Origin of the sequence: Mesorhizobium sp. L103C131B0 (assembly GCF_000502275.1) — a bacterium.
Classification (GTDB): domain Bacteria; phylum Pseudomonadota; class Alphaproteobacteria; order Rhizobiales; family Rhizobiaceae; genus Mesorhizobium.
The window spans coordinates 143,035-164,016 of the sequence record NZ_AYXC01000011.1 but is presented as its reverse complement, the minus strand read 5'-3'; the positions used below and the strand labels follow the sequence as shown (position 1 = coordinate 164,016).

The 20,982-nt window shown below is 63.2% G+C and carries 19 protein-coding genes; 12 read left to right on the top strand and 7 right to left on the bottom strand.

Translation table 11 applies throughout. The features are described 5' to 3' along the window. Positions 1–35: 35 nt before the first annotated feature. The 3 genes from X730_RS145820 to X730_RS145830 are packed head-to-tail and all read left to right on the top strand — an operon-like array spanning position 36 to position 2,844. A complete protein-coding gene (locus X730_RS145820) occupies positions 36–410 on the top strand; it encodes a hypothetical protein (protein WP_023670207.1) in 375 nt (124 codons plus the stop codon). Positions 411–455: 45 nt separating this feature from the next. Then, positions 456–833 (top strand): hypothetical protein, encoded by a 378-nt coding sequence (locus X730_RS145825; protein ID WP_023684512.1) that lies wholly within the window; start codon positions 456–458, stop codon positions 831–833. A gap of 49 nt (positions 834–882) precedes the next feature. Next, complete coding sequence (locus X730_RS145830) at positions 883–2,844, top strand: acetyl/propionyl/methylcrotonyl-CoA carboxylase subunit alpha (RefSeq protein ID WP_023826791.1); 1,962 nt, start codon at positions 883–885, stop codon at positions 2,842–2,844. Positions 2,845–2,909: 65 nt separating this feature from the next. Here X730_RS145830 and X730_RS145835 read toward each other — a convergent pair whose 3' ends face one another. Together X730_RS145835 and X730_RS145840 are read right to left on the bottom strand one after the other, a co-directional pair. Then, positions 2,910–4,031: an ABC transporter substrate-binding protein gene (locus X730_RS145835; protein ID WP_023670204.1), complete on the bottom strand. Its 1,122-nt coding sequence runs from the start codon at positions 4,029–4,031 to the stop codon at positions 2,910–2,912. Between the two features lie 386 nt (positions 4,032–4,417). Further along, positions 4,418–4,684: a sel1 repeat family protein gene (locus X730_RS145840; protein WP_006199745.1), complete on the bottom strand. Its 267-nt coding sequence runs from the start codon at positions 4,682–4,684 to the stop codon at positions 4,418–4,420. Positions 4,685–5,121: 437 nt separating this feature from the next. On the opposite strand from X730_RS145840, the gene X730_RS145850 reads away from it, so the two are divergent. Further along, positions 5,122–5,463 (top strand): DUF2147 domain-containing protein, encoded by a 342-nt coding sequence (locus X730_RS145850; RefSeq protein WP_023687258.1) that lies wholly within the window; start codon positions 5,122–5,124, stop codon positions 5,461–5,463. A gap of 136 nt (positions 5,464–5,599) precedes the next feature. On the opposite strand, the gene X730_RS1000000167600 is transcribed toward X730_RS145850, so the two are convergent. Continuing rightward, entirely contained in the window at positions 5,600–5,830 is a 231-nt protein-coding gene (locus X730_RS1000000167600) for a hypothetical protein (RefSeq protein WP_155922472.1), read from the bottom strand. 51 nt (positions 5,831–5,881) lie between these two features. Here X730_RS1000000167600 and X730_RS145855 point away from each other — a divergent pair, with 51 nt between their 5' ends. The 3 genes from X730_RS145855 (at position 5,882) to X730_RS145865 (ending at position 8,968) form a co-directional block, all read left to right on the top strand. Next, on the top strand, positions 5,882–6,076 hold the full coding sequence (locus X730_RS145855) for a hypothetical protein (protein ID WP_023698597.1): 195 nt from the start codon (positions 5,882–5,884) through the stop codon (positions 6,074–6,076). Between the two features lie 277 nt (positions 6,077–6,353). Continuing rightward, complete coding sequence (locus tag X730_RS145860) at positions 6,354–7,814, top strand: AMP nucleosidase (RefSeq protein WP_245261385.1); 1,461 nt, start codon at positions 6,354–6,356, stop codon at positions 7,812–7,814. Positions 7,815–7,966: 152 nt separating this feature from the next. Next, positions 7,967–8,968 carry an endonuclease/exonuclease/phosphatase family protein gene (locus tag X730_RS145865; RefSeq protein ID WP_245260713.1) on the top strand — a complete coding sequence of 334 codons (1,002 nt, stop codon included), beginning with the start codon at positions 7,967–7,969 and terminating at the stop codon, positions 8,966–8,968. 25 nt (positions 8,969–8,993) lie between these two features. Here X730_RS145865 and X730_RS145870 read toward each other — a convergent pair whose 3' ends face one another. Together X730_RS145870 and X730_RS145875 are read right to left on the bottom strand one after the other, a co-directional pair. Beyond that, entirely contained in the window at positions 8,994–9,740 is a 747-nt protein-coding gene (locus tag X730_RS145870) for a DUF922 domain-containing protein (RefSeq protein ID WP_348633127.1), read from the bottom strand. Next, the gene (locus X730_RS145875) at positions 9,737–11,416 is read right to left on the bottom strand and encodes an electron transfer flavoprotein-ubiquinone oxidoreductase (RefSeq protein ID WP_023826786.1); all 1,680 of its coding nucleotides are present in this window, start codon (positions 11,414–11,416) and stop codon (positions 9,737–9,739) included. The genes X730_RS145870 and X730_RS145875 overlap by 4 nt, the downstream gene beginning before the upstream one ends. Before the next feature lie 303 nt (positions 11,417–11,719). Between X730_RS145875 and X730_RS145880 the strand changes: the two genes are divergently transcribed. From X730_RS145880 to X730_RS145890, 3 genes are all read left to right on the top strand, one after another. Then, positions 11,720–12,274, top strand: a complete 555-nt coding sequence (locus X730_RS145880) for a hypothetical protein (RefSeq protein ID WP_032890987.1) — start codon at positions 11,720–11,722, stop codon at positions 12,272–12,274. 140 nt (positions 12,275–12,414) lie between these two features. Beyond that, a complete protein-coding gene (locus X730_RS145885; protein WP_023826785.1) occupies positions 12,415–13,293 on the top strand; it encodes a uracil-DNA glycosylase in 879 nt (292 codons plus the stop codon). Positions 13,294–13,518: 225 nt separating this feature from the next. Then, positions 13,519–14,331, top strand: coding sequence for a helix-turn-helix transcriptional regulator (locus X730_RS145890; RefSeq protein WP_023826784.1), 813 nt, complete (start codon positions 13,519–13,521; stop codon positions 14,329–14,331). A gap of 19 nt (positions 14,332–14,350) precedes the next feature. Here X730_RS145890 and X730_RS145895 read toward each other — a convergent pair whose 3' ends face one another. Both X730_RS145895 and X730_RS1000000167595 read right to left on the bottom strand, forming a co-directional pair. Next, positions 14,351–15,253, bottom strand: a complete 903-nt coding sequence (locus X730_RS145895; protein WP_023670192.1) for a DMT family transporter — start codon at positions 15,251–15,253, stop codon at positions 14,351–14,353. Positions 15,254–15,423: 170 nt separating this feature from the next. Then, complete coding sequence (locus tag X730_RS1000000167595) at positions 15,424–15,636, bottom strand: hypothetical protein (protein ID WP_155922471.1); 213 nt, start codon at positions 15,634–15,636, stop codon at positions 15,424–15,426. A 37-nt stretch (positions 15,637–15,673) separates the two neighbouring features. Between X730_RS1000000167595 and pepN the strand changes: the two genes are divergently transcribed. Together pepN and X730_RS145905 are read left to right on the top strand one after the other, a co-directional pair. After that, positions 15,674–18,313, top strand: coding sequence for an aminopeptidase N (gene pepN, locus X730_RS145900; RefSeq protein WP_023826783.1), 2,640 nt, complete (start codon positions 15,674–15,676; stop codon positions 18,311–18,313). Between the two features lie 301 nt (positions 18,314–18,614). After that, a complete protein-coding gene (locus tag X730_RS145905; protein ID WP_023684522.1) occupies positions 18,615–20,936 on the top strand; it encodes a PAS domain-containing sensor histidine kinase in 2,322 nt (773 codons plus the stop codon). Positions 20,937–20,982 lie beyond the last annotated feature (46 nt).

Genomic DNA, 20,982 nt, shown 5'->3' with positions numbered 1-20,982 from the left:
TTCATCCCGCATTGGGCAACGGGGATGGGGTAAAGATGAGGCCGAAATATTCGGGAAAAACGACTGCGTCGGTACTTGCAGTCTTGCTTATATTTGCGGTACCCGGCGTTGGCGCCGCGGCATCGCTGGCGGGAAGCAAAGGCGACATCCATTTCTATCCGTATTTGCCGAAAAGCCCGAAAGACCAGTGCACCATGGCTTACAACGCCTATGTGGCCGCCGGCGGCCATTCGGCCTATGCGACCACGCCCTATGCCCGGATCCGTTCGTTGTACATCATCTGCGGCTCGGGCTTGAATGCACCGTCACAGAAGGCTGCCGAAGAACGGGCGATGAAATCCTGCGAGTCCGCCCGCAGCCATTACAAGGTCATTACAGGGGCGGGCTGCGAAGTTGCGGCATCGAAGTAGGCCGACAAGCATCGGCTTGGGCATTTTTCAAATGGGCGGCGCAAGATGAAATCGACACGCATCAAACGAATTACTGTATCGATGCTTGCCGGCCTGCTCGTATTTACGGCACCCGGTATCGGGGCGGCTGGATCGCTGGCGGGCAGCAAGGGAGACACCCGATTCTGGCCTCCGTTGTCACTGAATCCAAAGGAGCCCTGCACGAAGTCGTACAACGCCTATGTCGCGGCGAGTGGCCACTCGGCCTACGCGACCACATTCTACTCGCGCGTCGACGATCTTTACATCATCTGCGGTGCGCGGCTGAACGCGCCATCTCAGAAGGCCGCGGAAGAGTTGGCGTTGCGAAGCTGTCAGGTTGGCCTGAAAAAGTGGAAGGTTCAGACCGCGAGCGGCGGCTGCAAAATCGCGGCTTCGAAATAGGCTCATTCCTGCCAGACCGGCGCCGCCCGAGACAAACCCGGGAGGCTCCATGTTCGCCAAGATCCTGATCGCCAATCGCGGCGAGATCGCCTGCCGGGTGGTACGCACGGCCAGGAAGATGGGGGTGCGCACCGTTGCCGTCTATTCCGACGCGGACGCCAAGGCTCTGCACGTCGAAATGGCTGGCGAGGCGGTGCATATCGGCGCTTCGCCCGTCGGTGAAAGCTATCTGCGCGGCGACAGGATTGTTGCGGCGGCGCTGGCGACCGGCGCCGAAGCAATTCACCCCGGCTACGGCTTCCTCTCGGAAAACCCCGATTTCGTCGACCAGGTGGTGGCGGCAGGGCTCACCTTCATCGGCCCGTCGGCCGCCTCGATCCGCGCCATGGGGCTGAAGGACGCGGCCAAGCGGCTGATGGAAAAGGCCGGCGTGCCGGTGGTGCCGGGCTATCATGGCGAGGCGCAGGAGATCGTGCTGCTGGCGTCCAAGGCGCGTGAGATCGGCTATCCCGTTCTGATCAAGGCGCGCGCCGGCGGTGGCGGCAAGGGCATGCGCCGGGTCGAACATCCCGACGATTTCTCCGAGGCGCTGTCGGGCGCACGGCGCGAGGCCAAGGCCGCGTTCGGCGACGACCGCGTGCTGGTCGAAAAATATGTCGACAAGCCGCGCCACATCGAGGTCCAGGTGTTCGGCGACAATTTTGGCAATGCCGTGCATCTCTATGAGCGCGACTGCTCTGCGCAGCGCCGCCACCAGAAGGTGATCGAGGAAGCGCCGGCGCCCGGCATGACGCCGGCGCTGCGCAAGGCGATGACGGAAGCGGCGGTCAAGGCCGCCAAGGCGATCAGCTATTCCGGCGCCGGCACCATCGAATTCATCGTCGATGCCTCGCAAGGGCTGAAGGCCGACCGTTTCTGGTTCATGGAAATGAACACCCGCCTGCAGGTCGAGCATCCCGTCACCGAAATGGTCACCGGCACCGACCTCGTCGAATGGCAGTTGCGCGTAGCCGCCGGCGAAAAGCTGCCAAAGACGCAGAGCGAAATCACGCTTTCCGGCCACGCCTTCGAGGCGCGTATCTATGCCGAGGACGCGGCGAAAGGGTTTCTGCCGGCGACCGGCACGCTGCATCACCTGGCGTTTCCCGACAACGCGCCCGAAGGCGCCAGCATGCGCGTCGAGACCGGCGTGCGGGCCGGCGATGCGATCTCGCCCTTCTACGATCCGATGATCGCCAAGCTGGTCGTCCACGCCAAGGACAGGCAGGCGGCGCTCGACGCGCTCGGGACTGCGTTGTCGCAGACCGAGATTGCCGGCTCGACCGTCAACACCGCCTTTCTCGCGGCACTTGCCGCGAACGCCGATTTTTCGGCCGGCGACGTCGATACCGGCCTGATCGGCAGGCATCAGGAAGCGCTGACCGCGGTCGCCCCGCCGAGCAGCGAGATCGTTGCCGCGGCGGCCCTTGCCGCGGCGGGCGCCGGTGCCTTGCCGCCGTCGAACGATCCGTGGTCGTCGCTTGCCGGCTATGCGCATTTCCACAGCATTGCGCGCCGCACGCGCCTGCGGCATGGCGAGGACGATATACTGGCGCGTGTTTCAGTGCGGCCGGACGGGCGCTTCGAGGTGGCGCTGGACGCGCCCTATGACAGCGTCAATTCGCATGATCTTCGCGCCGCCCCTCGCCTTGCCCGCTGGCCAGGCCACGTCACCGTGTTCGAAGGCGCCGTCGGCTACAGTTTCCTCGTCCCGGATCCGCTGGCGCGAACCGACGAGGCGGCCGCCGCTTCCGGCAGCCTGCGCGCGCCGATGCCGGGCCTGGTCAAGCTGGTGCGCGCGGCAAAGGGCGAAAGGGTGATCAAGGGCCAGCCGCTATTGATCCTGGAAGCGATGAAGATGGAGCACACGATCGCGGCCAGCCATGACGGCGTGATCGCCGAGATCGCCACAGAGGGCGCGCAGGTCACCGACGGAACGGTGCTGGTGCGCTTCGTTGAAGAGGCTTCATAGCCGGCTGGAGGCTTGAACAAAAATGGCCGGGACAAGCCCGGCCATTTCCATGAGTACGCGGCCGCTTACTGCGCGATCGGTGCGTATTTGCCGTCGTGCCACTGGTTGATGTCGTAGCTGGCGTTCTTCAGATCGCCCTTTTCGTCGAAGGTCACGTCGCCGACCACGGTGCTGAACGGCGTGCCGTTCTTCAGCGCTTCGGCGACCTTGACCGGATCGTCTGTTCCGGCGCGCTTGACGCCCTCTGCAAACGCCTGAACGACGGCGTAGGAGAACAGCGTGAAGCCTTCCGGCACGAAGCCGCCCGCCTTGATCTTGGCGATGGCTTCCTTGGCTTCCGGCTTGGCCTGCGGGTCCGACGGGAAGACGAACAGGGTGCCTTCACCGGCGGGGCCGGCGACCTGCCAGAATTCCGGCGAGGCGATCGAGTCCGGCATGATCAGCTGGAACTTGACGCTCTGCTCGGCCGACTGACGCAGGATAAGCCCGGCTTCCGGGTGATAGCCGCCGAAATAGACAACGTCGGCCTTGAGGTCCTTCAGCTTGGTGACGAGAGCCGAATAATCCTTCTCGCCGGCATTGATGCCTTCATAGTCGATCTCCTTGAGGCCACCGGCATTCATCGTCGCCTTCACGGCATCGGCAACGCCCTGACCGTAGGCGCTCTTGTCATGCAGGATAACGACATTCTTGCCGGCATATTTCTTGGCGATCCACGGGCCAATGAAGGCGCCCTGCGCGTCGTCACGCGTATAGAGACGCATGATCGTCGGCCAGCCGGCCTTGGCGGCGGCATCGGTCAGCTCGGGATTTGAAGAGGCCGGGCTCATCATCAGCGCGCCGGCCTCGGCGTAGACGGCGGAAGCCGGGATGCTCGAACCTGAACAGGCATGGCCGTCAATAAACTTGACGCTGTTGGCAACGATCCGGTTGGCCACCGAAACCGCCTGCTTGGGATCGCACTGGTCGTCCTCGATGTCGAGCTTGATCATCGAGCCGTTGACACCGCCGGCGGCGTTGATCGCGTCGGCGGCTGCCGTTGCGCCCTGCTTGAACTGATCGCCGATCGTGGCGAGCTGTCCGGTCATCGGGCCGACCACCGAAATGGTGATGTCATCGGCAAAGGCAACCGGCGCGCTCATCATCAGGCCAAATACGGCCGCGCTCAAAATACCCATTTTTTTCATGGTGATAGAACTCCTCCCACACTCGCGCAGCCGCTCTGGCCGCGCTTCTTTCCGAAGGCGGGACAATTTCATCCTTCATTGGGCCTGTCTAGGCGCATCGGCGCCGCTCGATTGGGCCTCATCAACGCAAAAAGCCACGCCAGCCTGTTCCGGCCGGTCGTGGCTTTTTGCTCGTAGCAGTCCCCATGCGCCCCCGCGCCACGAAAACCTGCCCGCCGTCCCCATTGTGCACGACTGGACCGTGCCGGCCTGCCGCGTTCTTGTTCTTTCATGGTCGGCCGTCTTGTCGCGGCCTTGTCGTTTCACCGGTTCCGACCGTCTTTGCGGTCTTGATCCCGGGGCTTCCCTGCTTTCGATAATCTGCCTGCGATAATCTGCTCGCGATCTCAGTGCATCGTCATCCATTCGCGGGCTTCGCGCAGCGCCTTGGCGATCTCGACCTTGGACATTGCGGCCGACAGTTCCGAGCGCAGTTCCGCGGCGCGGACCGAGCCCTTGATGGCGGCGATGTTGAACCATTTGTGGGCGGCAACGACATCGGTCTCGCAATCGCGGCCGGTCGCATACATCATGCCCAGTTCGAAAAGAATGTCGGCCTGGGCAGTTGCCCCCATGGCGCCGAAGCCGGCTTCAAGCATTTCAAAACGTGCCATTTTAGTCCCCTGTCTGGCTCCCGAGAGCGGGCCTCTTCTGTCCCCCGGTGTTCCCCGGGGAGCCGCTCTTTCGATGCTTCCGAGAATGAGGCCGAGCCTTGAATCCGTCGTTAAATGGCGTGCTTAATTTGGAGAAAACAAAGCTAAAACAAGAGGTAAACGCGGAAATTCGTTAAGGATACAAAGTCAGCAATCCCGCCGTTTTTCGATCGATTTGACGAAAATTTGCAAGACGCCGATCAACACTCTGCTAACCACGCGAACCAAAGCCAACGCCTCGATCGTTTCATTTCCACGGGCTGCACTCTCCCGACCCCGCATGAAAATTGCGAAACCTTCCGTCGCGGCACGCTTTTGTTTTGCCGGGAGCTGGATTAGCTTACGTTTGCGTAAGGGGCAGAGAGGCGGCTGCCCCATCTAAACCAGGGAGGACAGATATGTTTCGCAAAGTGAGCTTGGCCCTGGCGGCCGCCGTGATGATGGCTGGTGCGGCTTGGGCCGATCCGATCGAAGGCAATTGGAAGACACAAGCCGGCGACACAGCAGTTATCGGCGGCAGCGGTTCATTCTCCATCACCCTGAAGACCGGCAAATATGCCGGGAAGACCATCGGTTCGCTCAAGGCGGCCGGGGCCAACAAATATGCCGGCAACATCACCGATCCGGCAAACGACAAGACCTATTCGGGCAAGGCAACACTGTCGGGCACCTCGCTCAAAATGAGCGGCTGCGTGCTCGGCGGGCTGATCTGCAAGAGCCAGACCTGGCACAAGCTCTGATCTTGCTGCTTTGAGTTGACCAAAGGGGCCTTCACAGGCCCCGTTTTCTTTTGCAGGACGGTCCGCGCCATAGCCACGACCGTGCCGCTTGCGGCGGCGCAAACCCGAACCGATGCGCTCCCTAAAACATCGTCAATCACTTTGAACCGCAGATGAACGCCGGCATCAGCGCCGGTTCAGTCGCATCAGGGCATTTTGATGGCGTGTTCAAGGAGACACCACGCAAATGCTCGCTCGCCGCTTCACCATCGTCTGCCTGTTGATGAGCCTGTTCGGGATGCTCTTCGCCATCCTCGTGGCCGAACCCGGCCGTCCGGCCCGTTCCTGGGATGCAGCCAGTTCCTGCCAATTCGATTGCATGAACCATTTTCGCCCCTGAGACGACAAAGACATAGATCCAAACAGAAAAGCAAAAGCCATGAACCGCATCGCCATCAACGCCCTCCAGACCCTTCGACTCCTGCCGCGGGCGGCGCTCGTCCTGGTCGTGCTGTCGGCGCCGGTCCTGGCCGTGCCGATGATGCGGGCCAATGCCGACACGACGATCGACGCGCCGGCGACGAAGAAGCATGGCGTCGGCTTTGTCTTGCTGGTCAGTCTGCAGCGCGGGTAAGGTGTGCCGGTATTAAGGTGATGCCGGCCTGCAAGTGGCGGCCTTGGTGCTCACATGCTTCGAGTACGCTCCGCTCCGGTTCTCGAAGCCAGCCAGTTTGGTCGCTTCGCGCCCGTCCTCGACTCCGGCTCAGCGTTACCTGAATCTCAGCACACCTTGGGCATGGACGAATAAATCGACCACTTGGCGGCCACCCTCCCCTCCCAAGTGCGGCCTCAAGTCTCTATATTGAGCCATGGAAAAGCGAATCTACCCACAAGCTATCGAATCGGTCGTCATGCCGGAGCCTTTCGGCAAGCAGAGCTTCGACGACGCCAAAAAGGCCGTGGCCGCCTTGCAGGTGCTCTACGACCGCAACACCAAGTTTCTGCGCGACTCCTTTGCCACGCTTGCCGACGGCGGCGACGAAAGCAAGCGCTACCGCGCCTTCTACCCGGAGATCGGCGTCACCACCAATTCGTTCACCCAGATCGACTCGCGCCAGGCTTACGGCCACATGCCGACCCCCGGGCATTTCTCGACCACCATCACCCAGCCGGTGCTGTTCGAACGCTATCTCGTAGAGCAGCTTCGCCTGATCATGCGCAATCACGGCGTGCCGGTAACGGTTTCGGAATCGACCACGCCGATCCCGCTGCATTTCGCGTTCCTTGAAGGAACCCATGTCGATGGCGCCGCCGCCGACCGCATCAAACGGCCGATCCGCGACCTGTTCGACGTGCCGGATCTCGACGGCACCGACGACCAGATCGCCAACGGCACCTTCGAGGTCGCGTTCGGCGAACCAAGGCCGCTGGCGCCGTTCACGGCGCAGCGCATCGACTATTCGCTGCACCGCATGACGCACTACACGGCGACCAGCCCGCAGCATTTCCAGAACTTCGTGCTGTTCACCAACTACCAGTTCTACATCGACGAGTTCGTCGCCCGCGCGCGGGCCCAGATGGCTGAAGGCGGCCACGGCTATACCGAATTCGTCGAACCGGGCAATGTCATCACCAAGGCAGGGCAAAACGCGCCCAGCGAAGGCGTGGCGGCGCCGCGCCTGCCTCAGATGCCAGCCTATCATCTGAAGAAGCCGAACCATGGCGGCATCACCATGGTCAACATCGGCGTCGGCCCGTCCAACGCCAAGACGATCACCGACCATGTCGCGGTGCTGCGGCCACATGCATGGCTGATGCTCGGCCATTGCGCCGGCCTGCGCAACACTCAGGCGCTGGGCGACTATGTGCTGGCGCATGCCTATGTCCGGGAAGACCATGTGCTGGACGATGACCTGCCGGTGTGGGTGCCGATACCGCCGCTGGCCGAGATCCAGGTGGCGCTGCAGGAGGCGGTCGCCGAAGTCACCGGACTTTCCGGCTACGATCTCAAGCGCATCATGCGCACCGGCACCGTCGCCACCATCGACAACCGCAACTGGGAACTGCGCGACCAGCGCGGACCGGTGCAGCGGCTGTCGCAGTCGCGCGCCATCGCGCTCGATATGGAATCGGCCACGATCGCCGCCAATGGCTTCCGCTTCCGCGTGCCCTACGGCACGCTGCTTTGCGTCTCCGACAAGCCGCTGCATGGCGAGTTGAAGCTGCCCGGCATGGCGACCGAATTCTACAAGCGGCAAGTGGCGCAGCATCTGACCATCGGCATCAAGGCGATGGAGAAGCTGGCGGAAATGCCGATGGAACGGTTGCATTCGCGCAAGCTGAGAAGCTTTTCGGAGACGGCCTTTCAGTAGACCGGCTTGCCGTAAATGTTTGCCGCGAGGCGTTTCGTCATCTTGATTGGGCCGCATTTCAGCCGATAAAGGCCTGATACCTCGGCAATGTATTACCCGGTCTATGGGCAAAACCCGGTCTGATGGCACGCGTGCGAAAGATGATGGCTTCAATGGCGTTCCTGGCAATGCTCGGCCTCTCGGCCGCGCTTGTAGCCGGGTTCTTTGGCGCACTGCATCCGGCCTTCGATTCCTTCGCCCATTTCCGCATCCATTTTGCCGTGCTGATGGGGCTGATTGCGCTGCCGCTGCTCGCCACCTCGTTTCGCCTGCAGGCGGGCGTGGGCCTGCTGCTGGCCGTGGCCGCCTTCGCCAGCACGTTGAGCACCTTGCCGCGCCTGTGGCCGGTGCAGGCCGCCAATGACGCCGCGCCCGGCAACGAACCGGTCTACCGGCTGCTGCAGATGAACCTGCGTTTCAACAATCCGACACCCAAGAAGGTTCTTTCGCTGATCGCCAGGACCAACCCAGACGTGATCACGCTCGACGAAGTATCGGCCATGTGGGCGACCGAACTCGGCTATATCCAGAACGCCTATCCCTATCGCATCCTGTGCGCCCATCCCGACGGCGTGTGGGGCGTGGCGCTTTTGTCCCGGCGACCTTTTGCGGCCGGCACCGAGCCGCATTGCGAACCGCGCGGCGCGATGGCGGCCGCCACCGTCGATTTCGGCGGCACTCCGGTCGATGTCGCGGCGATCCATTTGAGCTGGCCGTGGCCGAAGGAACAATACTGGCAGATCGGCGAGTTGACCGAGACGCTCACCTCGCTCGGCGAGACGGCGATCATGGCCGGCGACTGCAACGCCGTGCCGTGGAGCGCCGCGGTACGGCGCGTTGCCTCGCTCGGCGGACTGACCGTGATGCCGTCGGCCGGACCGACCTGGATCCACCGGACCCTGCCCGATTTCCTGCGGCGCTATGCGGGCCTGCCGATCGACCAGGTGTTTTCGAAGGGCGGGGTGACCATCCTGTCGTCGACGCAGATGGAAGAGACCGGCTCCGACCATCTGCCGGTGATGGTGGAATTTTCATTGATGCGCGACGAGACCAAGCCGGTCGACGAGGATTCTACCGCGACTGTGTCGCTGATCCAGCCCAGCATGGGCGGCTAGATCGTACGCCACGGGGCTTACGGTTTCACAAGCCTACCAAGGCCTCGATGATGCGCTCGACATGGCCGCCTTCACTGTGCTCGCGCGCGTCGAACGCGATCTGTTTTGCCTCATAGAGCTTGGAAGTGGCTTGCAAGCGCCGTGTGGCTTCGACGCGCGTTTTGTTGCATTGCGGATCGTTGGCAAATTTCAGGCCGCGAACCGACCGCTCGGCAGCCTGCATCATCTGCCCGGCGATACGGCCATGGGTTCCTTCATGAGCGAGAACGCCTGTGAAAAACCGGTTCCAGCGTTTGCGCAGCGCCGGCGTGACGGCCGAGGCGACGCGCGGGTAGGTGTAGGCGATGTTGAGCGTTCCATTGGCCTGGCGCAGGCGGCAGACGCCGTTGACCTGACCCACGTCCAGGCTCCAGTCGGCGGTGTAGCTTGTCTGCGCGATGGCGTGGGTCATGAAACCGTGCTTGGGGCCCCTGCGGTTCATGGCGATAACCAGACCGGCACCTGTCGTGCCGGTGATGTCATAGGTTCGCGTCTTGACGACGGTTTTCACCCCCGCCGACGCCGTCCCGACGACGCCGCAGGCCGCGCTTACGACGGCGACGCAAAACAAGACCAACACGCGCATGCCATTTTCCCCATGGACGCGGCAATGAGACCACAAGCAGACGACGGTTTCAACAATCTTTGGCGCCGAGCGCCTTACATGCCTTGGTAAACCCGGCCATCGCCGCCATTTTTGCTGGTTGAGACGGCCCCGGTCGGTGAGGCTCACATGCCCTGATAGACCGGGCCTTCGCCGCCTTGTGGCGGCACCCAGTTGATGTTCTGGTTGGGATCCTTGATGTCGCAGGTCTTGCAGTGCACGCAGTTCTGCGCGTTGATGACGAAACGCACATCCTTGTCAGACGGATCGGCGGCGGCGTTGCCGTCCTTGTCGACCCATTCGTAAACACCGGCCGGGCAATAGCGGGTCGAAGGCCCGGCAAAGACATCATGCTCGGAACGCTTCTGCAACTCCATGTCGCCGACGATGAGATGCACCGGCTCGTTTTCCTCGTGATTGGTGTTGGACAGGAACACCGAGGACAGGCGGTCGAAGGTCAGCACGCCGTCCGCTTTGGGATAGGCGATCTTCTTGTGCTTGGCCGCAGGCTCAAGCGTGGCATAATCGGCATTGCCATGTTTCAGCGTGCCGAAGGGCGAGAAGCCGAACAGCGTGTTCAGCCACATGTCGAGACCGCCGAGGCCGACGCCGATAATGGTGCCGAAGCGCGACCAGAGCGGCTTGACGTTGCGGACCTTCTTCAAATCCTTGCCGATATCGGTCGCGCGCCAGGCGTCCTCATAAGACGACAGCTCGTCATTGGCGCGGCCGGAGCCGATCGCTTGCGCGACATGCTCGGCCGCCAGCATGCCGGACAGCACCGCATTGTGCGAACCCTTGATGCGCGGCACGTTGACGAAGCCCGCCGCACACCCCATCAGCACGCCGCCGGGGAAGGAGAGTTTCGGCACCGACTGCCAGCCGCCTTCGGTAATGGCGCGCGCGCCGTAGCCGATGCGCTTGGCGCCCTCGAAGGTGCGCGATATCGCCGGATGCGTCTTGAAGCGCTGGAATTCCTCGAAGGGAGACAGCCAGGGGTTCTTGTAGTTGAGATGCAGGACGAAGCCGACCGCGACCTGGTTGTCCTCCAGGTGGTAGAGGAAGGAGCCGCCGCCTGTCTTCAGGTCGAGCGGCCAGCCGAAGGAGTGCTGCACCAGGCCCGGCCGGTGGTTCTCGGGCTTGACCTGCCACAGCTCCTTGAGGCCGATGCCGTATTTGCCGGGCTCACGCCCGTCGGACAGTTTGTATTTTGCGATCAGCTGCTTGGACAGCGAACCGCGCGCGCCCTCGCCGATCAGCACGTATTTGCCCATCAGTGCCATGCCCGGCGCAAAGCCCGGGCCATGTGTGCCGTCTTTTTCGACGCCCATGTCGCCGGTGATGACGCCCGTGACGGCGCCGGCATCGTTGTAGACGAGGCTGACGGCAGCAAAGCCCGGATAGATTTCGACGCCTAGCGCTTCAGCCTTGGTTGCCAGCCAGCGGCAGACATTGCCGAGCGAGACGATGTAGTTGGCGTGATTGTTCATCAGCGGCGGCATCAGGATATTGGGCAGACGGAACGAGCCGGCGGGGCCGAGCACCAGGAAATCGTCGGCCGTAACCGGCGTCTTGAAGGGGTGGCCATCTTCCTCGCGCCAGCCCGGCAACAGGCGGTCGATGCCTATGGGATCGACGACGGCGCCTGACAGAATGTGGGCACCAACCTCGCCGCCCTTTTCCAACACCACGACGGAAAGCTCGGGATTGACCTGCTTGAGACGGATCGCTGCGGCAAGGCCCGCCGGGCCGGCCCCGACGATGACCACGTCGAATTCCATGCTCTCGCGTTCGATCTCGCTCATCAACCCCTCCGCACTGGCCGACCGTTTCCGGGCATTTTGCTGGCTCCTGCGCTGCATAGCGCATCAATCCGCGACAGGAAACCGGCGCTGACGTGACAATGGCGATTTCGACAAAAAGTCGCGGATGACAACTCTGCCGCAAGCGTTTTGCGCGCGACCGCGCTCAGCGTCCCATATTTTAATTGTTCGACGGCTCTCTTATCGGCCATACTTATTTCCATGCGCACGCCGTCCGGCTATTCATTGACGCGCTTCCCCCTTCCGCCCGGCCGGACCTGCCGAGCGATCCTTCTCGCCCTTTCAATGCTTACGCCGGTTCGCGCTCAGGCCGAGCCGGTGAAGGTGTGGGCGACCGGCGCCTATTCCTTTTCCGACGAGCTTGGCGGTTTCCACATCACCGGCGCCTCGGGCACCGGCACCAAGGAAGATCCGTTGGTCATCTCCGAGGAGCTGAATTCGTCGACGCCGGTGACGCTCACCATCCGCACCACCAAACCGATCCAGCCGTTCAGCACCAACGGCGAATTCGCCAACGGCATCCTGTACATGCGTATCGAGGTGCTCAACAACAGCGGCCAGGCCTGGGTCGAATTCCAGTTCGAGCTGCAGGAGATACTCAACCAGCCGAGCGTGTTCGGCGACGGCCTGTCCTTCGACCAGCGCAACAAGACGCCCGACAACATCCTGTCGAACGCGTACGCCGATTTCGACCGCGATTTCGAACCCTATGACCGGCTCTTGTTCAAGAGTGGACAGATCGACCCGCTGAAGAGGGGACGCTTCGAGTTTCTGATCACCGACTACACGCCGCGCTGGACGTTCTATCTGGTGCAGGATCCGCGGATTCCTACGGGGTAAGCGGCAGACGCCGTGAAAATCGCCACGAAATGCCCTTCGTGATCGGCGAAAGCCGACGAGCGCGTAATCTCCCTCCTTGAGGGGAGATTACTAACCGCCCAACCTTGCAAATCGTCTCTCGGCGGACGAATGTTCCCGGCATGACTGCCGCCTCCCCCAACAACCGATCCGACCTGGCCGAGTTGCTCGCCTTCTACGCCTCTGCCGGTGTCGACGAAGCGTTGGAGGACGCGCCGGTGAACCGGTTTGCCGGGGCAGCACCGGAGCGCCCCGAGCGCACAACGGCGCCTGCCGCGCCGCCTCGCGAAAACAAGTTTCCGGAACAAGCCGCCGCCAGCCCCGGGCTGGACGCAAGCCGGGTGCCGGACGCGCCGGCGCGTTCCGTTCCGGCCATGGCGACGGTGCCCGACGAGGCACAGGCGGCCCTGGCCCGGCAAATGGCGGCAAGTGCCTCGACGCTCGACGAACTGCGCCAGCACATGGCGTCGTTCGATGGCTGCAACCTCAAATTCACCGCCAAGAACCTGGTCTTTGCCGACGGCAATCCGGAAGGTTTGGTGATGTTGGTCGGCGAGGCGCCCGGCCGCGACGAGGATATTGAGGGCCTGCCCTTCGTCGGCCGCTCCGGCCGGCTGCTCGACCGCATGCTGGGGGCGATCGGGCTTGACCGGACTTCGGTCTATATCGCCAACGTCATTCCCTGGCGGCCGCCCGGCAACCGCACGCCGACGCCGCACGAGACCGAAATCTGCCGCCCCTTCATCGAGCGGCAGATCGAGCTGGTCAATCCGAAGGTGCTGGTCAATCTCGGCGGCCCTTCGGCCAAAACCCTGCTCAACACGACCGAGGGCATTCTGCGCCTGCGCGGCAATTGGCAGGTGCACACGACGGTGTCGGGCACTGCCATTCCGGCCATGCCGACGCTCCACCCGGCCTATCTTTTGCGGACGCCGGCGCACAAGAAACTGGCGTGGCGGGATTTTCTCGAGGTCAAGGCGAAGTTGCGGGAGGTGGGGTGAGGCGCGCCTCTTCCTTCCACCCTTGTGGGGGAAGGTGGATCGGCGCGCAGCGCCGAGACGGATGAGGGGTGTTCCAGCGGAGTGAGACGTTGGCGTTCCCTGGAACACCCCTCATCCGACCGAGCTTCGCTCGGCCACCTTCTCCCACAGGGGGAGAAGGGAGAACCGCGCCAATGACCTCAGAGGTAATTGAAATACCGCCCGCCCCGGCCTACTCATCCTCCCATGACAACAGTCCAAACCTCCGCCGGCAGCCTGATCCGCGAATGGCGCACGCGCCGGCGCATGAGCCAGCTTGATCTCGCAATGGAGGCTGAGATTTCCCAGCGTCATCTCTCCTTCGTCGAAAGCGGCCGCGCCGCGCCATCGCGCGAGATGGTGCTGCATCTGGCCGAGCAGCTTGAGATTCCGCTGCGGCAGCGTAATCAGCTGTTGCTGGCTGCCGGCTTTGCCCCGAGCTTCAGCGAGCGGCCACTCACAGATACGACGCTGGCGCCGGCGCTTGCCGCGGTCGAGAGCGTGCTCAAAGGGCATGAGCCGTTCCCCGCCCTCGCCGTCGACCGGTACTGGAACCTGATTTCCGCCAATGCCGCCATCGGCCCGTTTCTGGCCGATGTTGCCGAGCCGTCGCTGCTCCAGCCGCCGGTCAATGTGCTGCGCCTCAGCCTGCACCCGAACGGCATCGCACCGCGCATCGTCAATCTCGCGGAATGGCGGGCGCATCTGCTGGAGCGGCTGAAACACCAGAACGATGCCGCCGGCGATCCCGTCCTGGTCGAGCTGGAGCGCGAATTGCGAACCTATCCGTCCGGGCTCAAGGGTGCGCGGCCGGTGCCGGTCGAGCCCAACGGCATCGTCCATCCGCTGCGGCTGGCGCATGGCGACCAGGTGCTGTCCTTCATCAGCACCATCACCGTCTTCGGCACGCCGCTTGACGTGACGCTGTCGGAACTGGCGATCGAGTCTTTCTTCCCGGCCGACGAGCAGACGCGAGCGGTGCTGGTGCGGCTGGCGAAGGAACGTGCGGAAGCTAACTGAGCCAACCCCGCGGACCTCCTCACCCCTGTGGTGGCGCTGCCTTGCGCGTTCGGGTGCGTTCCAGGCCGAGTTGGCGCTCGCGCCAGATGATGAACATGCCGGCGGCAACGACGATCACACCGCCGACGAGCGTGTTGATGGTGGCGATATCGCCAAAGGCGAAATAGCCGACGACGACACCGAGGATCATCGAGGTGTATTCGAACGGCGCCACCACCGAGGCCTCGGCGTGGCGATAGGCTGCCGTCATCAGGATCTGCGCCAGCCCGCCGCAGAAGCCTGCGGCGACCAGAAGGCCGGTCTGCAATAGCGTCAGCGCCTGCCAGCCGAAAGGCAGCGAAAACAGCGCCATGACGCTCGCCGTCGCCGAAAACCACAACACAATGGTCGCTGTCCGTTCGGTCTGAACCAGATTGCGCACGAGCAGGATGGCATTGGCGGAGATTGCCGCTGAGAAGAGAGCAGCGATGACGCCCAGCACCTCCTGGTCGCCGAGCGCGGCGCCCGACGTGAGCAGCGTCAGCTCCGGCCACGAGATGATCAGCACGCCGACCAGACCGACCGCAACCGCGCTCCAGCGATAGACGCGAATGGCTTCGCCGAGGAACAGCGAAGAGAACACCACCACCAGCAAAGGCTGGGCATAGTTCAGCGTGATCGCTTCCGGCAGCGGCAGCCGGGTCAGCGCGAAGAAGCCGAGCCCCATGGCGCAAACGCCGACGACACCGCGCGCAATGTGGTTCAGCGGGCGTTTGGTGGCGAACGCCGTACCGAGTTTTCTCTTGAAGGCCAGGAAGACGATGATCGGGAAGATGGCGAAGAAGGAGCGGAAGAAGACGATCTGGCCGGCCGGCAAAGTGCCGGCGGCCTTGATGCAGGTTTGCATGCCGACAAAGACTGCCACCGACATGACCTTGAGCATGATCCCAGTGAGAACATTAGAGCGCCGCGCGTCGTCTTCGACGCGTAAAGGACGCTCTGACACTTTAAATCTGCGCATCGTGCTTTCCAAAAATCGACATTGATTTTTGGGCCGATGCGCGCCGGGATGATCGGACAGTTTCCCGCCCGCTTCGTCTCCAGGCCCGGCTTTCACTGTTTTGTTGCTTCCCGGATCTCCGCTGAGATGCGCGTCGAACGACGCGGTACACAGGCGCCCATGCCGAACTTCGATGTGACGACGGTCATCAAGGCCTCACGATAATGGCGGAAGGGGAACGCCCCGAAATAGGCATTGGCGCAGTTTTGTCGAGTGACCGTTTCGTGTAAAGAGCGCGCAACTTTAGATTTAATGGGCCAGGACACGTCAGCGGCTCCGATAGCGACAGGGAAACCCAAGGGAATGCGAACCGATACCGGCCAGGTCTTCAAGCTCGAAGACTACCGCCCCAACGACTTTTCCATCCCGCAAACCGGCCTCACCTTCCGCCTTTCGCCAGACGCAACGCGTGTCACCGCAGTGCTGACGATCGAACGCCGCGATGGCGCCGCCGCCTCGACGTCGCTGGTGCTGGACGGCGACGGGCTGGTGCTCAAGCGCATTGCCATCGACGGTCGCGAGCTTGCCCCGGCCGAGTATCTCGCCACGCCGGACCAGCTGACCATTTTGAGGCCGCCGGCCCGTTTCCAGCTGCTGCTCGAGACCGAGATCGCGCCGGCCAGCAATGAGGCGCTGATGGGCCTCTACCGCTCCAGCAATGTCTATTGCACGCAATGCGAGGCCGAGGGCTTTCGCCGCATCACCTATTTCCTCGACCGCCCCGACATCCTGTCGGTCTATACCGTGCGCATCGAGGCAAGGCTGGACGAAGCGCCGCTGTTGCTTTCCAACGGCAATCCGGTCGAAAGCGGCGCGCTTGCCGACGGCTGGCACTTTGCAGTCTGGCACGACCCCTTCCCCAAGCCGTCCTATCTGTTTGCGCTGGTGGCCGGCAATCTCGGCAAGGTTGCGGACAATTTCGTCACCATGTCCGGGCGCGAGGTCGAACTCGGCATCTATGTCGAGCCAGGCAAGGAGGGGCTTGCCGGCTACGCCATGGATGCGCTCAAGCGCTCGATGCAATGGGACGAGCAGGCCTTCGGCCGCGAATACGACCTCGACGTCTTCAACATCGTCGCCGTTTCCGACTTCAACATGGGGGCCATGGAGAACAAGGGCCTCAATATTTTCAACGACAAGTATGTGCTGGCCGACCGGGAAACCGCCACCGATGCCGATTTCGCCAATATCGAGGCGATCATCGCGCATGAGTATTTCCACAACTGGACCGGCAACAGGATCACCTGCCGCGACTGGTTCCAGCTCTGCCTCAAGGAAGGGCTGACGGTCTTTCGCGACCATGAATTCTCCGCCGACCAGCGCTCGCGCGCGGTCAAGCGCATCGCCGAAGTGCGCACGCTCAGGGCACACCAGTTCCCCGAGGACCAGGGACCGCTGGCGCATCCGGTGCGGCCGCGCCGCTACCGCGAGATCAACAATTTCTACACGGCGACCGTCTACGAAAAAGGCTCGGAAGTCGTGCGCATGATCCGCACCATTCTCGGACCTGACACGTTCCGCGCCGGAATGGATCTCTATTTCGAGCGCCATGACGGCGAAGCAGCGACGATCGAGGATTTCCTCAAAGTGTTCGAGGACGCCTCCGGGCGCGATCTGTCGCAATTCGCGCTCTGGTACCACCAGGCGGGCACGCCGAACCTGACCGTCAGTTCGACGCACAATCCGGCCACGCGCGAGTTCACGCTCGAGATCGAGCAGTCGGTGCCGCCGACGCCGTCGGAAAGCCGCAAGCGGCTGATGCACATCCCGCTCGCCTTCGGGCTGGTCGGCGCCGGCGGCGAACCGGTTGCCTATGGCGGCGTCGAGGGCGCCGCCGTCGAGGACGGTGTCATCCATATTCGCAAGCGCCGTCACATGGTGCGCTTCTCAGGCGTTGCCGAGCGGCCGGCGGTGTCGCTCAACCGCGGCTTTTCGGCACCGATCACGCTTTCGGTCGAGCAGAAGGCCGACGACCAGTTCTTCCTCGCCGGCCATGACAGCGATGCCTTCGCGCGCTGGCAGGCGTTCAACACGCTGCTCACAGATGCGCTGATAGCGGCCTTCCGCCAGATCCTCGGCGGCGCGAAACCGGTTTTCACCGCCAGGCTGACCGGACTTGCCGGGAAGATCGCCGGCGACGAGACGTTGGAGCCTGCCTACCGGGCACTGGCGCTGTCACTTCCCGGCGAGGCCGACATTGCCCGCGACCTCGGCACTAACATCGATCCTGACGCCATCTTTGCCGCTCGCGAGGCGTTGGCGCTGGCAATCGCGCGCGCCAACAAAGACAGCTTCGCCAAGCTCTACGGCCGCCTAGCCGACGACGGGCCGTTCAGCCCCGACGCGGCAAGTGCGGGACGCCGCGCGCTGCGCAACATCCTGCTCGACTACCTCTCGCTGCTGCCGGAAGGTGCTGCGCTCGCCGCCCGGCATTTCGAAACCGCGACCAACATGACCGACCGCGCCGCAGCGCTGACCGTCCTTGCGCACCGCCATGACGGTTCGCCGGAGGCGATCAAGGCGCTGGCCGATTTCGAGGCGCGTTATGGCGCCGATCCGCTGGTCATGGACAAATGGTTCCAGATCCAGGCCAGCGTGCCGGGACGCCGGACAGTCGACACGGTACGCGAGCTGACTGGCCACGCAGCTTTCTCGATGGCCAATCCGAACCGGGTGCGCTCGCTGGTCGGCACATTCGCCAGCGCCAACCAGACCGGCTTCCACCGCGCCGATGGCGAAGGCTACCGGTTTTTTACCCAGACCGTACTCGAGGTTGAAAAACGCAATCCGCAAGTGGCGGCCAGGCTGGCGACAGCGCTGCGCTCGTGGCGCTCGCTGGAGCCGGGCAGGCAAGCCAAGGCCAGGGAAGCGCTGCTGGCCATCGCCGGTGCCGAGAACCTGTCGGCGGATTTGCGGGACATTGTGGAGCGAACGCTGGCTTGAGCGCCTCTTCCCTTCTCCCCCTGTGGGAGAAGGTGGATCGGCGCTTTAACGCCGAGACGGATGAGGGGTGTTCCAGCGGAGTGAAACGTCGGCGTTCCCTGGAACACCCCTCATCCGTCGCCTTCGGCGACACCTTCTCCCACAGGGGGAGAAGGGAAGATCCTGCGTTATTTCAATCAATTTTTAATGTTTTTCGGCCGCGCCTCTGGACAAGGCGAATCACCTTTGATTCTTTACAGACGATTCGGATGTGCGGTGTTGCCGGATCGTCAAGCGTACGGAAATTCGGGGAGTGCCATTTATGGCCAAGGCGGACGCGTGGGGCGCGCCCGAAGGGACGGCTTTTGAGCGGCGCAAGGCGCGAGGCGACGGCCTCGCCGGCAATACGCGGCTCATCGCTGAACCAGCCTACCGGCGGCTCCTGGCTGCCGAACCCCTTCTGCGCCGTTCGATACCGGCTCTCATCATCATCTTCCTGATCGTCATCGCCGCACTGCGCGTGCTGTCGCTGATGAACGAGCGCGACGAGGCCGAGCGCGATGGCAAGGCGGTGCTAGGTCTCGCCGCCGGCCAGATGGCGAACGCAATCTCGGCCGACCCGACCGCGGCATCCAGCGGTGCAATTGATCTTCTGGAAAGCACGAGCCGCCAGGGCGCCATGGGCAGAAGCCATGTGCTTGTGATCACCGACAGCGCCTTCAAGATCATTGCCGTGTCGCCGCTGTCGACCGGCTGGCAAGGGCGATCGCTGGACAGCCTGGTGCTGGACGGCCAGCCGCTGTTCATGTTCGGCGACCGCGCCGGGGTCATGGATGTCAGCATCGGCGGCCAGGACTGGTACGCGGCGGTGAGCCTGACCCGGGACCGCAAGAACGCCGCCGCCGTGCTGGTGCCGCAGGAAGCGGCGTTCGACAACTGGCGCAAGACCGTCTCGCTCAACGTCACGCTGTTTGTGCTGACAGCCGGCGTGCTGATCATCATCCTCTACGCCTATTTCGGCCAGGCATCGCGCGCCCAGACAGCCGACCGCATCTATCTCGAAGCCCATCAGCGCATCGACATGGCGCTGGTTCGCGGTCGCTGCGGCCTGTGGGACTGGGACATGGTGCGCGGCAAGATGTACTGGTCGCGCTCGATGTACGACATGCTGGGCTACGAGCCCTGCAACTCGATGCTGTCGTTCGGCGAGGTCGACGACATCATCCACCCCGAGGACGGCGACCTGTTCGAGCTGGCCAACAAAATCGTCGAGCGCGAGATCGACCATATCGACCAGGTGTTCCGGATGCGTCACGCCGACGGCCAGTGGGTGTGGATGCGCGCCAGGGCCCAGGTGATCGACCCGGAAGCGCCTGAGATCCAGCTGATCGGCATTGCCGTCGACGTCACCGAGCAGCGGCATCTGGCGCTGCGCTCGGAGGCGGCCGACCTGCGCCTGCGGACCGCGATCGAAAACATCAACGAGTCCTTCGTGCTGTGGGATGCCGCCCAGCGCCTGATCATGTGCAATTCCAAATACCAGAAGGACAACGGCCTGTCGGACCGCGACGTCATGCCGGGCGCTGCGCGCGCCGTGCTTGAAGAGCGCATGCTGGCCTTCGCCTCTGAACGGCGGCTGGCCAACACCAACGGGCCGCAAGGGGGCGCAACCTTCGAGCGGCAGCTCTCCGACGGCCGCTGGCTGCAGGTCAACGAACTGAGGACCCGGGACGGCGGCACGGTCTCCGTCGGCTCCGACATCACCCAGATCAAGCTGCACCAGGAAAAGCTGGTCGACAGCGAGCGCCGGCTGATGGCGACCATCCACGACCTCAGCCTCGCCCGCCGGGCCGAGGAAGAGCGCGCCAAGGAACTGGTCGAGCTCAACCGCGAATATATGAAGGAAACCGAGCGCGCCGAGGCCGCCAATCGGGCCAAATCCGAATTCCTGGCCAACATGTCGCACGAGCTGCGCACGCCGCTCAACGCCATCATCGGGTTCTCCGAACTGATGGAACAAGGCCTGTTCGGGCCGCTCGGTTCGCCGCGCTACGAGGAATATGCCAACGACATCAACGGCAGCGGCAAATATCTGCTCGGCGTCATCAACGACATACTCGATATGTCGAAGATCGAAGCCGGCCAATTCTCGGTGGACCGCGAGGAAATCGATCTCTGCCCGCTGATCCGCGAGACGGTGCGGGTGATCTCGCTGCAGGCGGCGGAGAAATCGATCACGGTCGAAACCCGCATCGCCGATACGATGACGCTGTTCGCCGACCGCCGGGCGATCAAGCAGATCGCCATCAATCTGCTGTCGAATGCGGTGAAGTTCACCGGCCAGGGCGGCCATATCTCGGTGCGCGCCCGCAACACGTCAGGCGCGCTGGTGCTGACCATCGAGGACAATGGCTGCGGCATTCCGAAGGAGGCACTGAGCAAGCTTGGCCGCCCCTTCGAACAGGTGCAGAACCAGTTTTCGAAGAACCACGCCGGTTCCGGCCTCGGCCTTGCCATCTCGCGCTCGCTGGCCGAGTTGCAAGGAGGAGCGCTGAAAATCCGCTCGACCGAAGGCGTCGGCACGATCGTGTCGGTGCGCATCCCGGTGAAGAAGGCGCAACCGGCGGTGAAGGCGGCGGCCTGACGGCCCGCCAATGCGAGCGGTGCTCTCCGCCGCGTTCAAGGACTGA